The organism is Geminicoccus flavidas (genome assembly GCF_009806515.1).
In the GTDB taxonomy this organism is placed as follows: domain Bacteria; phylum Pseudomonadota; class Alphaproteobacteria; order Geminicoccales; family Geminicoccaceae; genus Geminicoccus; species Geminicoccus flavidus.
This window is the reverse complement of record NZ_WUJP01000217.1, coordinates 1-12,421: the sequence shown is the minus strand read 5'-3', so window position 1 is coordinate 12,421 and position 12,421 is coordinate 1. Positions and strand designations below refer to the sequence as shown.

Genomic DNA, 12,421 nt, shown 5'->3' with positions numbered 1-12,421 from the left:
GAGTGGAAGACCGGCAAGAATGCCAAGGGCTCCAAGCCCACCAAGATGCGCCCCCTCGACGCCCGCGCCATCTGCATCAGCGAAGCCGGCGCCGTCCGCATCCTGGCTAGGCCACGGACCGAACACCCCGAAGAACTCGTGCTGGCCGCGCTGCGCGACAGCAAGGGCACCGTCACGTTCATGCCGAACAAAACCGCCGGGCTTCAGGTCCGGCAAGGATCGCTGTTCTGATGAAGCCCCGCCTGATCTTCCCGTCGGCTGCCGACGAGCCCGTCGAGCTCGAGATCCCCGGACCAAACGACCCCAGCAGGTCCTGGGCATTCACCGACCACGTGTGCCGCGTGTGCTTCTCCAGGATCATGTCCAGCAAGAACCCCGACGGCACCTCCATGTTCCGCTGCACCGGCTGTGGCATCAGCGGCATCAGCAGGTCAGCCGCCGTCATCTGCTCGTGCGGCATGAAGCTGCCACGCACCACCCGCGACGCCGGCATCCGCTGCGTGCGCAACGACGCCGTCACCCCCGAGACCCCCTTTGAGATCGTCGCCCGGCAAGTGGTGACGTGACGGTAGCATCAGGCCATGTCTGGAAAACGCCTATCACCTGAAGAATGGGCCGCCGCTCGCGCCGCATGGGAGAACGAGCCCGCCCTGTCCATCACCGCGCTGGCCGCACGCATTGGCGTGTCCAAGCAGTCCTGCGCCGACCAGGCCAAACGGCACGGCTGGGAGAAGCGCGCCGACCTGCGCGAGCTGGCCATCAAGGCCCACGCGAAGGCCGACAAGGTCGTGCCTCCCAAAGAGGCCGCCCGTCAGCCTGACGGTCAAGGTCTGGACCCTGACCCTGACGCGAACCCTGACCCCGACGCTGACGCCGGTAAAAAGCCCGTCACCGAACACCCCGACCCTGTCGATGCCCGCACCGAGATCATCGCCCGCCACCGCCAGGAATGGCGCGCCGCTCGGGTGAACCTCTACACCGCGATCAACAAGAAAGACTTCGAGATGGGCAAGGTCGCCAAGATCACCCTCGAAGGCCTGTCGATCCTCCAGAAGGGCGAGCGCGCCGCCTGGGGTCTGGACGCCATCGATCCCGAGAAACAAGCGCCGGTGGTCGTCATCGAGCGCGGGTGACGCCTTGTCGCTCACATTCCAGCCAATCCGAGGGACAACCGCCGTTGTCTCTCATTTCCACCAGCCGAGGCCCCCTTGTCCGTCATCAACCTGATCACCGACCCGCCGCCACCGCAGCTCGTCTTCCGGCCCATCGACACTCTGGCGGTCTACGCCAAGAACGCCCGCACCCACTCCAAGGCCCAGGTCGAGCAGATCGCCGCATCGGTCGACGCCTTCGGCTGGACCAACGCCGTGCTGGCCGACGACGCCGGCATCGTGGCTGGCCACGGCCGCGTCATGGCCGCCACGCTGCTCTACAAGCAGGGCAAGGTCCTGCGCTTCCCCAATGGCGCCAAGATCCCCGACGGCATGGTGCCGGTTGTGCCGTGCGATGGCTGGACCGACGAGCAGCGCCGCGCCTACATCCTGGCGGACAACCAGCTCGCGCTGAACGCCGGCTGGGACGTGGACCTGCTGCGCGGCGAGGTGCTCCAGCTCCAGGCCGATGGCTTCGAGCTGGAGTTGCTGGGCTTTAGCGATCAGGAGCTGCACGACCTGCTCGAGGTGCCCGAGCTCGCGCCCGAGGCCGACCCCGACGCCGTGCCCGACGCGCCCGAGGACCCGCACAGCCAGCCTGGCGACATCTGGGTCATGGGCCCGCACCGCGTCATCTGCGGGTCGTCGCTGGAGCAGGACACCTGGGACGCGCTGATGGCCGGCGAGCGCGCCGACCTGGCGTTCACCGACCCGCCCTACAACGTGGACGTCGGCCGCAAGAACCGGCTCATGGACACCGTGGACGGCGGCGGGCGCGCCAAGAGCGGCGCCATCAAGAACGACAAGATGAGCGCCGCCGAGTTCGGCGAGTTCCTGCGCGACGCCTACCTGGGCCTGTTCTCGGCGCTCAAGCCGGGCTCGCCGGTCTACGTGGCGCACTCGGATACCGCCGGCGGACAGTTCCGCCAGGAATTCGAGGCGGCGGGCTTTCACTTCAGCCAGACCGTGATCTGGCGCAAGAACGTGCACGTGCTGGGGCTGGCCGACTTCCAGCCGATCCACGAGCCGATCCTCTACGGTTGGAAGCCGGGCGCCAAGCACCGCTGGTATGGCGGACGCAAGCGCACCACGGTGGTCGATCTGGGCGAGGGCGGGCCGATCACCAGGCTGCCCGACGGCCGCTGGCAGATTGCCGTGGGCGACGCCGTCATGATCGTGGACGGCCAGGCCACGGTCGAGCAGCACCCGTCGGGCATGATCCATGAGGCCAAGCCGCCCGCCAGCAAGCTGCACCCGACGCAAAAGCCGGTGGCGCTGGTCGAGCGGCTACTCAAGCACAGCGGCCGCCGTGGCGACCTGGTGGTGGATGGCTTTGGCGGATCTGGCTCGACGCTGATCGCCGCAGACCAGGCCGGCATGTCGGCGCGCCTGGTGGAGCTCGACCCCAAGTACGTCGACGTCATCGTCCAGCGCTGGCAGAAATTCACAGGTCGCCGCGCGATGCACGCCGAGACTGGGGCCGAGTTCCTGGTCGCACCGGATGCTTAGTCTTGTGCGCGGCGCGGCTAAGCCACGAGAGGGGCTGGATTTCTCTTGTCGCGCTGCCGGGCCGAGCGCCTACCGGGCACGCAAGCAGCGGATCCGTCAACCGAGGCGTGCCATTCGATGGCGCACCATCTTCGCTACTCCGTCGAGTCCAGGGAACAAGGTGCCAGCCGTCAACCCCATGAACTCAAGGTCGGCCATCGCCGCTTTCCAACATGCCATGGGAATGTCAGCGGCTACCAGAAACGGAGACCCCTGGCGCTTCTCCGACTGCTTGCATATCCACCCACCAACATCGACTATGTTGGTAACCAGGAAAACGCCCTGCTGAGCGTATATCCTCGGGTTGCCGCGTGGCAGTACGCTCAGGACGTCGATGTAGGGGCGGGTGTAGGTCAACGAGATGCGTGATCCCGATCTACCCCAAAAATCTTCTGAGAACGCATAGACTCGAACGTACTGCTCGCGGTTGGCCTTATAGCGTTCTGTGTCGATCGCGTCGGAGAAAGCAAAGTAGGCTGCAACATATGGGGATTTCGTCCAATCCAGCAGTGGCGTCGGGAGGCCATGATGCTGGGCGAGCCCCAACAACGTGGCGAAGTGGATGGGGTTGGTTGGGTCCAGATTTTCGCTCACGATTGGCGAAGCGTTGAACAGAAAATCGCCAAACTGTCTGTCGAGAAACCTCTCCAAGCGGCTGCGACCCCGTCGCGCTAGAGAGGTCTGCAGTTCAAAGTCTCGACTCCCGTGCCCTCGGAATAGAAACTTCTGGCCGCGCTCCTGCAGTTCATCGACCCACTGTTTGAACTCTGCCCATGTTCTACAGGTCTTAATCTCTTCGATTTTCTCGCGGAATGGCCTGGGTGCCATCGCCATGAAGCCGGTGTTCCCGCTATTGTCCTTCCACTGCCCGACAAGACGGCCGTCGTCCTGTCGCTTAACCTCGGCTACCAGCCCATCGAGCCTCTCAGTGCTCTCGACATCGATGGACCCGTGGTAGGTGCCATGTTCATCATCAACAAACTTTGCCATGGGCATAATGCGCCAGTCTTGGCCGCTTCGCGAAATCTCGCAAAGCGCAACAACGCCCTGGGGATAGTTTTGGCCCCACAAATGGAAAGTGGCGTTATTAGGCTCATCCACGTCCAGGCAAAGCATCGCCTCGTGGTCGCCTTCCTCCAAGCGAACTACCCCAAAATACTGGATATCCACTGCTGCCGTCTTTCCTGATGAGCCAGATGCATACTGGTTGCTGCCGCAAGGTCCCAAGCGGTGGGGGCCCGCCGCCTACCTGCGACGCAGGGCGCGGCGACGGGCTGCAACTACCTTACATCCAAGGCGGCCGCGTCGCCGGGACGTCCGGGAACCGGCGGCCGTGGACGACGTGGCACACGGTGCCCTGGTTCAGCTTGACGATGATGGCCGTCTCAGTCTGCGACAGGCCAAGGTTGAAGACGCAGTAGCGGGCATACCCCGCCTTCTCCTGCGTCAGCGGAAAGCTCGAACGGCGCATAGGTGCGCGCATCGCAGTTCTCCCTGCGATCGATGCAAGGGAAGGCTGCGCTTGAATTTGCGTTCCTTGCGTGCGATTCTCACACGGCGTCCAAGGTTCGCGCGCCTTCAAGCGAGGCCAGCGGATCAAATCGGGTACGGCCGGGCGGCACCACCCGCCCGGCCGCTACTCGCTCCCTAGAGGCCCCGTAACCCCTAGGGAGATATCAGAGCGCGATCATGCGTCTCCCTCATTGGCTTCGACAGCGGCAGCGACGCGGTCATCGTCGTCGGGCTGCTCGCTGAACATCTCGCCGTCCTCGCCGTCAGCGTCGTCCGTGGACGGTGCCGTCAGCGGAACCGGAAGCGGCTTGTTCATGCTGAGGCGATAGGAGACGAAGCGCTCCTTCAAGGAGATGCCACTCGGGGTCAGGGACAGAAGCCCGTTTTCCTCCGAGACGAAGCCCTGCTCCAGGTCGCTTGTCATCTGATCGTGGATGCGCTTCTTGCTCAGGTTGGTCGCGCGGACGAGGTCCTCCCTGGACATGGGCCCCGAACGGTGCAGCGCATTCCACATCAAGTAGCGCTGATCTCCCACGCGAGCCCTCGGCGCAGACGGCTTCGGCTCATGACCGCTGGCGCTCTTGTTGCCCGCCGTCAGCCCGGCATCAGCGTCGATCATGGGATGCGCGCGCTGGAAGAGGCCGTGGACGATGTCGAGCGACTGCAGCTCCTGGTTCCGCTTGGCCAGCTCCATCTCTGCCGCTGCCTGGGCTGCGCTGAGTTCGCTTAGCTTCGCTTCGAGCGTGGCGATCTCGCTGGCGAGGCACTCTCGCACGCGGGCGTGATAGTCGAGGACCTGATCAAACACCATCTGCGCACTCCGTCCGCCGTGACCAGCCCGCGAGCGGCCTACGTGACTGACTAGAGGTAGCAGACTACAGCGCCACTGGCAACGTCTCTACGTCGCTACCTGGAATGGGGCAGCTATCGCAAAGAGTTGCGCTGTGGACAACTAGTGCGCTGTTGGTAACGGAGAGTCGAAAAACTCTTGACTCTCGTCGAGAACGTCGTGGTGACGGAGGGTGCGGAACCCCTGCATCTGCATCAAGTGCGCCTCATGGCACATAAAGAGAGGATCAGGGATGTGACGGAGCAGATCGGCGTTCAACGTGGATGCGCGGATTTGCGCGGCCGCCCGATCACTGCTGCCGCTTCCCGTTGGCAATCACAGGCGACCCGTGCGGGATGTCGACCAGCAGAACGTTGTTCACCTGGCTCTGGCAGCGCGTGCAGCGCAGGTAGCCGTTCAGGTCCTCCAGCAGCCCGCGCCGGGCCAGCCGGCTCTTGGCCTTGATCGTGGCCAAGGGCAGGGGCGTGGTGTGCCAGCAGGTCTGGCATTGCGCGGTGATCGTGTGGTGAACGCCGAGTGCGTCGATCTTGACGCCGCTGCGCCGGGTCATGTTCCTGTTCCGTTCTCCTATGCCATAGGCATAGCGCCGCTGCACCGGATTCGCAATCACGTGGTGCGGTGAACTAAGTCTTTGATTTAACGGCAGAGCGCGAATGTCAGCTCTGCGGCGGGCGCTCGTTGGGCGCTGGCGCCGTGGCGCGCGGCGTGAATCGGCCGGTACGCATGGCGCGCACGGCCGCCTGCAGGTCGGTCGCGACCGCCTGCTCTTCTTCGGCACGCCGCCGCGCGGCCGCCGGATGCTCGCGCTTGACGCGCCCGCCTGCAGGAGCAGGAGGACGCATCAAGCCGTAATTGCCATGTGCGCGATGAACGCCGAGCGGCTTTCGCCGGCCTTCTTCGCCTTGGCGTCCAGGATGTGGAGGACACGACGCGGCACCGTGATGTTCACGCGCTCGATCGTGTCGTCGAGCACTACTGGGTCGATTTCAACGATCGCCCACACCCAGCCCTCAAATCTTGGATCCTTGCGCAGATCCTCCATTTTGCTGGGCTCGGGTATAGACTCGCCATTGTCGAGCGCCGTTTCAATCCAGAGCTCGATGGCTTCCTTTGCGTTCTCGATTGCTCCTTCTAGGCTGTCATCGGCGGCCGAAAAGCAACCAGGAAGATCGGGGACTATAACGCCCCACGCCGTTCCTGGACCTGCGCGTTCAACCGCGATTGGATATTTCATTAGGGACCTACTCGCTTCCGCTATATTATTTCGTTCTGACCTGATCTTCCGGCTGCGCTCACGGCCGGGCCTGTGTCTCCCCAGGCTGTGCACTTGCGCTACGCTTCACTCCTGCTTTCGATGATCGCCTGGACCTCGTTCATGCTCCTAAGGAGCTCTTTCTCTAACCCGATCCCAAGGTCTTTCTTTGGGTGGGGCAGCACGATCTTTGATCCAGCTACCTTTGGGTGTGTGAATATATGATGAGAGCCCTTAGAGCGCAGAAAAATCCAACCCGCATCGTTCAGGCGTTTCATCCACTCACGGCTGCTCATCCGTTCCGTTCGTCTGCGCCAACCATGTGCGCCCTTTCCTTAAAATCGCGTGTGTACCATACACATCGTGTAGCCGATATGGCAACGGGCCTTCTTGGTTCAAGGCGAGCTGTTACAAAAAAGTGAGTCCCGGGGCGCTTATGTTCATCAAAAAAGATGTACTATTCATCCCATCGCAGCACCGGCACTCGCCGGCGCATCAACCGGAGAAGCCGTGCAGCTCACCCCCGAATTCATCGCGTCCCTGATCGTGGACGAGCACTACATCGAGGTCGCGCCCAAGCAGTCCGTCGTGGCCGTCCTGAAGCTGGAAAACGGCCAGGTCGTTATCGGCGAATCGCACTGCCTGGATCCCGAGCGCTTCGTCGCCGAGGTCGGCTCGCGCATCGCCCGCGAGGACGCCGTGCGCAAGGTCTGGGCGATGGCCAGCTATGCCTTCCGCGAGGCCGTGCACCAGCGCGACAAGCGCTTGGCGCGCGAAGAACTGGCTGGCCTTCCCGACGCCGCGCCGCGCATCGTCTTGCCGCACTGAACGACCGACCCGCGCCGGCAGCGCGGGGTCATCATCGAAGCTCGCTGCTGAGTACCCTCCGCGCAAAGATTGGGCTCAGTTAAAGTGGACAACCTGAAGCTTGGCAGTGGGCTTCGATGATGGCAGCAGCCCATGAGGCACCTGAAACATGAGACCGCCCTCCGGCGCCCGGCGTCCGCAAGGGGCGGCAGAGAAGCCGAAACTGTAAGCCATCCGGTCCTGGGGTTCGCCCCAGGGCCATCATCGAAGTGGCGGCGTGGAAGGACACGCCTGTTGTTCGAAGGTTAGGCCAGCCCCCAAAGCCGAGGCGCGCGACGACGTGGCGGGGAACTGCGGCAGGGACAGTGGCGAATCTGGTGCGTGCTTGGGATTGATCATCCTCGGCGCAACGGCTGGAGGATCTGAGCGCGCTGTTCAATCGCTGGAGCCGGTATCAAGCCCGGCCCGCTTCGATGATGGCAAGCACGGCGAATGCGCCATCGCAGTACCAGCGCGAAAGCGCGGCCTGGGTGAAAGCCCCAGGACCATCAAGAAAGCGTCTCATGGTGCAGCGCCTTGTCGGCGAAGTGGTGCCGCCTAGCTGGCGAAATGCGGGCTCATGCAGACGCTTTCTTGATGGCGAGCAGTACGCGCAGGCGATGCGCAGAGGCAGGGCTTGGTGCAGACCCGTGCGGCAGGATGTTCGTGCATCCACACGACGCCGCGCAAATTAGCGCCCAATGCCGGATTCGCACCCGGCCACCATCAGGTCCTGGCTTCGGCCAGGGCCACCAGGAAGCCGCCGATAGACGGCAGACCCGGCCGACATGAGATACGCCTTGCGTGCATCTCCCGGCTGGCCGCACCGAGACAATCCTGTGCACGGGGCTTGGCGGCTTCCTGGTGGTGCTGAAAGCCATGATGGACGGCGGCCGTGCCCGAGCCGCCAGTAGCGCCTAGCCTGTAGGCGCCACCAACGATGACAGCCGTGAGCATGCGGCCAAGCGGGTGCGAAGCCCGAAGCGAAAGCGGATGCCGTGCTGGCGGGAGGTCGCCTCCCTGTCCTGTGCGGTGCAGCGAGTAGGAGGCCGGGAGAACCGTCCAAGCGGGCGACAGCAGCGCGAGGGCATACGTCATGCCCGGCCAATGACCACGGCGGTGGAACTCCGCGCCGCAGACGTAAGCGGCAATAATATGGGCCCGCGCATTATGGGCGAGCAGGCTACGAGTTAGTGCTTGCTTTCGGTGGTGGCCGGTTCGATCCCGGCGCCCGCGCGAAGCCAAACCGATATGCCCGAAAGGGAAGCATCACGGAGGTGAGAGTCCTCGCCGGAGACGTAACCGGCACCCTACGCTGGGTATGGCATGGTGCCGCTGATGGGGTTCATGGCCCGGAGGCGAATGCGGTTCGATACCGCGCCCGGCGCCATCAACAACAACGCCCGGAAAGGGCACAAGGAAGGATATGCCCGAAAACACACCCAAGATGCCGCCGCTGCCGGAGTTCGACTTCGTACACGACAAGCGCGAGTGCGAGGGCGAGGAAGCCCTAACGCCCGTCGAGCGCTTGGTGTTCATCGGTGGCTACGGTGCGGCCGAGGATGTGTCGGCGTTCCGCGCCGACCTCCAGGCCGCGCTGCAGGAGGCGTTCGCGGCGGGCCACGCCGCCGCCATGGCGAAGACCGCGCCGACCCCGATCCCCAGCATGGGCAGCTCGGCACGCCGCGTGCCCAGCCCCGACTTCCCGGGGGGCTTCTGATGACCGCCTACGCCCTGTTCATCGGCGGCCCGGTCGACGGGCGCCGCGAGATCCTGCGGGAAGCGTTTCCGTCCTGGGAGGTCGCGCTGCGGCCTGAGCCGCCCACCAGCTTTCCCATCAAGCCGGATCCTGCGGCCGACGTGGCGATCAAGCGCGAGACCTACCGCCTCGTGCAGACCTCGGCCCCGAACCATTACGGCCAGACTCTCTGCCTGTACGTCCATAGCAGCATCGGCGACTGGCTGGCGCACATGATCGAAGCCTATCCGAAGGGGGGCCGCCATGGCTGACCGCAAGCGCGTGGCCGTGGGCAGCATCAAGGTGACCGTCGACGGCGAGGAAATCGGCATCGTCCGGTCGTTTTCGGTTGGTGATCCCGTCAAGCGCGTGGCCGAGCTCGACGGCGCGGAGCTCGACGCCGCCGTGGCGCGGGCGCTCGGGCATCAAGTCGTGCGGCGCTGCGACCTGCCGTACCAGCCCTACATCGCCGACCCTGCCAACCACCCGACCTATGGCGTGCTCGGCATGGTCGACCCTGGCAAGACGCCGGCCTGGGACACCTGGCTGTATATCCCCGACTACAGCAGCGACTGGTCCGACGGCGGCCCGATCATCGAGCGCGAGCGGATCGGCCTGAACATGCACCATGGCGAATGGGGAGCGTGGGCCACCTACTCGGCATATGAATCGAACGACCCGGACCAAGTAGGCCCGACGCCGCTGATTGCCGCCATGCGCGCCTTCGTGGCGTCGAAGTTCGGAGAAACCGTGCCGGCCTGACCCTTCACCAGATCAACAATCACCTCCCGCGTCCCGCCAAGCCCCTGACGTTCCCGCGTTTTCCCGCTCTTGCGCGGGACGCCGGGCGCTAGGCGGGCGCACCATCTGCCAAATGCCTACCTTCCACCACAACGACCGGTCGTCTCCGGTCATCCTAGAAGCCCTGCGCACCGCCGGGGCCATGACCGCGCCCGAGCTGGCCGACTTCCTCGACATGCCGCTGCGCACCGTCCACCGCCGCCTGACGCGGCTGCACGAGCTCAAGCTGATCCACCTAGCGCCCTGGCGGCATCCTGGCCGGCAAGGTGGCCGCATCACGCCGGTCTACCGTTTCGGGCCCGGTCGCGACCATGGCCGCCCACCGGTCCAGACCCGGGACGAGATCAACGCCCGGCACCGCGAGCGCCACAAGCGCAACCGCGAGGCTGCCGCCGCGACGCGCCCGGTGCTCAAGGCCGCCAAGCGCGATCCGCTCAACCCGTTCGCGGGCCTGATGGCGCAGGTGGCGCGATGATCCCGGCCGCTATCTGCGCCGGCCTCATGGTGGCAGCCATCCTGCGCGAGTGCGGCTTCTCCCTGTGCTCAGCCCTGGGGGCGGGTGTCGTCGGTTCCGTGGCACTGGCTGCATCTGGGGTTCTGCGATGACCGCCCGCGAGGCCAACTACCTGATCCTAGCCGCCGGCGCCGTCAGCCTGCTGGTGCTGCTGTTCGGCCGCCAGGGTGCGCCGCGCCACCGCGTGGCCGGCCCCTGCGAGGTCCCGCGATGAGTCCGCGCAACATCGAGCGCGCGGCGATCGCCGCTGCCGTGGCGTTGGGCGTCGGCGTGCTGACGGCGTTGGTTTCCGCCTACAGGATCGGCCTGGCATGCCTGGCGCGCGGCCCGCTGTAGAAGCTCCGGCCGAAAACTGTGCGATAATCAAATTTGATCAACTTCTATCGGGAGGTCGCGCGCGCGGCGTCGTGACTGTCCCCTATTCGACATGACGACTTTCAACCTGCACCACGGCGACTGCCTGGAGGTCATGCGAGGCATGGCCGATGCCAGCGTAGACGCGATCGTCACCGATCCGCCCTATGGCATCCGCTTCATGGGCATGGCCTGGGATGACCCGGACATCGTCGCGCGCACCGAGCAGCGGCGCTCGATGCGATCTCACGCGCCCGCCGCCGGGCCGAATGGCGGCCACAAGTCGATCGCCGCCGAGGCCGGTAAGTACGACCTGTCGCCGGCGGCCATGCGCGCCTTTCAGGATTGGACGGCGGCGTGGTGCCGCGAGGCCATGCGCGTGCTCAAGCCGGGCGGGCACATGCTCGTGTTCGCGTCGGCGCGCACCTATCACCGCATGGCGTGCGGGGTTGAGGAAGCCGGCTTCGAGCTGCGCGACCAGATCATGTGGCTGTATGGCTCGGGCTTCCCCAAGTCGCACAACCTCGACGGCGCCTGGGAGGGCTGGGGCACCGCGCTGAAGCCGGCCCATGAGCCGATCTGCGTGGCGCGCAAGCCGCTGGTCAGCACGGTCGCGGCGAATGTGCTGGCCTACGGCACGGGCGCCATCAACATCGACGCCTGCCGGGTGCCGACCGACGAGGTCCTGCGCGCGGGCGCCGGAGGCATCCCATGCCGGAACGATCCGATGGTGCCGCGCGGCCGCTCAGGCGAGGCCAGCGCCACGCGCCGCTATGCCGAAGCCGGCGTCACCGACTTCGCGCCGCTACCGGGCCCGCGCGGCGGCGATGCTGCTGGCCGCTGGCCCGCCAACGTGATCCACGACGGCAGCCCCGAGGTCGTGGCGGCGTTCCCGCAGGCCAGCGGGGCGCAATCGGCTGTGAAGGGAACCGAGGCCAGCGCCAAGACCGCCAACACCTTCGGCGAGTTCGGCGGCCGGGCACCCAGCGACCGGCGCGACGGCGGCGGCAGTGCTGCGCGGTTCTACTACTGCGCCAAGGCCAGCCGGGCCGACCGCAACGCGGGCTGCGAGGCCCTGGAAAGCAAGCCGCTGAACTGGTCGAGCGGCACGCAGAACCCGGGCAGCTTCCAGTCGGCGGGCACCGATCGTAACAGTCAGAATCATCATCCAACGGTCAAGCCGACCGACCTGATGGCATACTTGTGCCGCCTGGTGACGCCGCCCGGTGGCCTGGTGCTCGACCCGTTCATGGGCTCGGGCTCGACCGGCAAGGCGTGCATGCGCGAGGGCTTCCGCTTCGTCGGCATCGAGCTGTCCGACGAGTACCTCGCGATCGCCCAGGCGCGCATCGAGCACGAGCTCGCCGCCGCGACGGCCGCCCAAGCCGCCGCGTTCAACCCTCAACTCGGCCTTTTTGGGGAGGCAGCATGAAAAAGACCAAGCGCTGGACCTGCACGCTGTGCCAACAAGACACCGGCGTGCTCTGGGCGATGCTGATCTTCCTGGTGCTGGCCTACTGCGCGCCGGCCTTGTGGTCGATGTACCGGATGATCGTGGGCACGACGCCGCCGGAGCTGTTCCCGGTGGTGGCGGTCGTCCTGGCGTTCACGGCATGGCTGGCGCGGCCGATCTGGGGGGAGCTGTCGCGCCGGCCATGGACGCCGCTGTTCAGGGGCGACCGGCGCATCAAGCGCTGAAGAATCGGTTCCCGCACGTTCCGGTTGGCCAATCAAGCCGTTGCGAAAGTGCTCTAACCTGATGCAGCCTACCGTTTCCGGACAGAGGGCAACATTGGACTGGCTCACCTTCATATCCAATCTGGTGCGTGACTTGGCGTGGCCGGCAGCGGTGGTC

Annotated in this window: 20 protein-coding genes; 13 read left to right on the top strand and 7 right to left on the bottom strand. The window is 65.4% G+C overall.

All coding sequences use genetic code 11. The features are described 5' to 3' along the window. From EQG76_RS06125 to EQG76_RS06110, 4 genes are all read left to right on the top strand, one after another. Positions 1-231, top strand: a 231-nt coding sequence (locus EQG76_RS06125; protein WP_159711555.1) for a hypothetical protein, incomplete at its 5' end; no start/stop codon positions are given. Continuing rightward, positions 231-566, top strand: coding sequence for a hypothetical protein (locus EQG76_RS06120; RefSeq protein WP_159711553.1), 336 nt, complete (start codon positions 231-233; stop codon positions 564-566). The genes EQG76_RS06125 and EQG76_RS06120, both read left to right, overlap by 1 nt. Positions 567-581: 15 nt before the next feature. Beyond that, positions 582-1,133, top strand: a complete 552-nt coding sequence (locus EQG76_RS06115; protein WP_159711551.1) for a hypothetical protein — start codon at positions 582-584, stop codon at positions 1,131-1,133. A gap of 75 nt (positions 1,134-1,208) precedes the next feature. Then, entirely contained in the window at positions 1,209-2,660 is a 1,452-nt protein-coding gene (locus tag EQG76_RS06110; RefSeq protein ID WP_159711549.1) for a site-specific DNA-methyltransferase, read from the top strand. 96 nt (positions 2,661-2,756) lie between these two features. On the opposite strand, the gene EQG76_RS06105 is transcribed toward EQG76_RS06110, so the two are convergent. The 7 genes from EQG76_RS06105 to EQG76_RS33290 form a co-directional block, all read right to left on the bottom strand. After that, the gene (locus EQG76_RS06105; protein ID WP_159711547.1) at positions 2,757-3,869 is read right to left on the bottom strand and encodes an FRG domain-containing protein; all 1,113 of its coding nucleotides are present in this window, start codon (positions 3,867-3,869) and stop codon (positions 2,757-2,759) included. A 115-nt stretch (positions 3,870-3,984) separates the two neighbouring features. Continuing rightward, entirely contained in the window at positions 3,985-4,182 is a 198-nt protein-coding gene (locus EQG76_RS06100) for a hypothetical protein (protein ID WP_159711545.1), read from the bottom strand. Between the two features lie 204 nt (positions 4,183-4,386). Continuing rightward, entirely contained in the window at positions 4,387-5,022 is a 636-nt protein-coding gene (locus tag EQG76_RS06095; protein ID WP_159711543.1) for a hypothetical protein, read from the bottom strand. 328 nt (positions 5,023-5,350) lie between these two features. Continuing rightward, positions 5,351-5,611, bottom strand: a complete 261-nt coding sequence (locus EQG76_RS06090; RefSeq protein WP_159711541.1) for a hypothetical protein — start codon at positions 5,609-5,611, stop codon at positions 5,351-5,353. 106 nt (positions 5,612-5,717) lie between these two features. Beyond that, positions 5,718-5,906, bottom strand: a complete 189-nt coding sequence (locus tag EQG76_RS06085) for a hypothetical protein (RefSeq protein WP_159711539.1) — start codon at positions 5,904-5,906, stop codon at positions 5,718-5,720. After that, on the bottom strand, positions 5,903-6,295 hold the full coding sequence (locus tag EQG76_RS06080) for a type II toxin-antitoxin system HicB family antitoxin (protein WP_159711537.1): 393 nt from the start codon (positions 6,293-6,295) through the stop codon (positions 5,903-5,905). The genes EQG76_RS06085 and EQG76_RS06080 overlap by 4 nt, the downstream gene beginning before the upstream one ends. A 98-nt stretch (positions 6,296-6,393) precedes the next feature. Next, positions 6,394-6,591, bottom strand: a complete 198-nt coding sequence (locus tag EQG76_RS33290; RefSeq protein WP_235031226.1) for a type II toxin-antitoxin system HicA family toxin — start codon at positions 6,589-6,591, stop codon at positions 6,394-6,396. A gap of 232 nt (positions 6,592-6,823) precedes the next feature. Here EQG76_RS33290 and EQG76_RS06070 point away from each other — a divergent pair, with 232 nt between their 5' ends. From EQG76_RS06070 to EQG76_RS06040, 9 genes are all read left to right on the top strand, one after another. Then, on the top strand, positions 6,824-7,141 hold the full coding sequence (locus EQG76_RS06070; RefSeq protein ID WP_159711533.1) for a Gp49 family protein: 318 nt from the start codon (positions 6,824-6,826) through the stop codon (positions 7,139-7,141). 1,444 nt (positions 7,142-8,585) lie between these two features. After that, entirely contained in the window at positions 8,586-8,879 is a 294-nt protein-coding gene (locus EQG76_RS06065) for a hypothetical protein (RefSeq protein WP_159711531.1), read from the top strand. Beyond that, positions 8,879-9,169, top strand: coding sequence for a hypothetical protein (locus EQG76_RS06060; protein WP_159711529.1), 291 nt, complete (start codon positions 8,879-8,881; stop codon positions 9,167-9,169). The genes EQG76_RS06065 and EQG76_RS06060 overlap by 1 nt, the downstream gene beginning before the upstream one ends. Further along, positions 9,162-9,659 carry a phage protein NinX family protein gene (locus EQG76_RS06055; RefSeq protein ID WP_159711527.1) on the top strand — a complete coding sequence of 166 codons (498 nt, stop codon included), beginning with the start codon at positions 9,162-9,164 and terminating at the stop codon, positions 9,657-9,659. Before EQG76_RS06060 ends, EQG76_RS06055 begins: the two co-directional genes overlap by 8 nt. Positions 9,660-9,771: 112 nt before the next feature. Continuing rightward, the gene (locus EQG76_RS06050; RefSeq protein ID WP_159711525.1) at positions 9,772-10,173 is read left to right on the top strand and encodes a winged helix-turn-helix domain-containing protein; all 402 of its coding nucleotides are present in this window, start codon (positions 9,772-9,774) and stop codon (positions 10,171-10,173) included. A 127-nt stretch (positions 10,174-10,300) separates the two neighbouring features. Then, on the top strand, positions 10,301-10,426 hold the full coding sequence (locus EQG76_RS32720; protein ID WP_255476480.1) for a hypothetical protein: 126 nt from the start codon (positions 10,301-10,303) through the stop codon (positions 10,424-10,426). Continuing rightward, positions 10,423-10,548 (top strand): hypothetical protein, encoded by a 126-nt coding sequence (locus EQG76_RS32715; RefSeq protein WP_255476479.1) that lies wholly within the window; start codon positions 10,423-10,425, stop codon positions 10,546-10,548. Before EQG76_RS32720 ends, EQG76_RS32715 begins: the two co-directional genes overlap by 4 nt. A 142-nt stretch (positions 10,549-10,690) precedes the next feature. Next, entirely contained in the window at positions 10,691-11,998 is a 1,308-nt protein-coding gene (locus EQG76_RS06045; protein WP_200840593.1) for a DNA-methyltransferase, read from the top strand. Continuing rightward, on the top strand, positions 11,995-12,264 hold the full coding sequence (locus tag EQG76_RS06040; RefSeq protein ID WP_159711521.1) for a hypothetical protein: 270 nt from the start codon (positions 11,995-11,997) through the stop codon (positions 12,262-12,264). Before EQG76_RS06045 ends, EQG76_RS06040 begins: the two co-directional genes overlap by 4 nt. Positions 12,265-12,421: the final 157 nt, after the last annotated feature.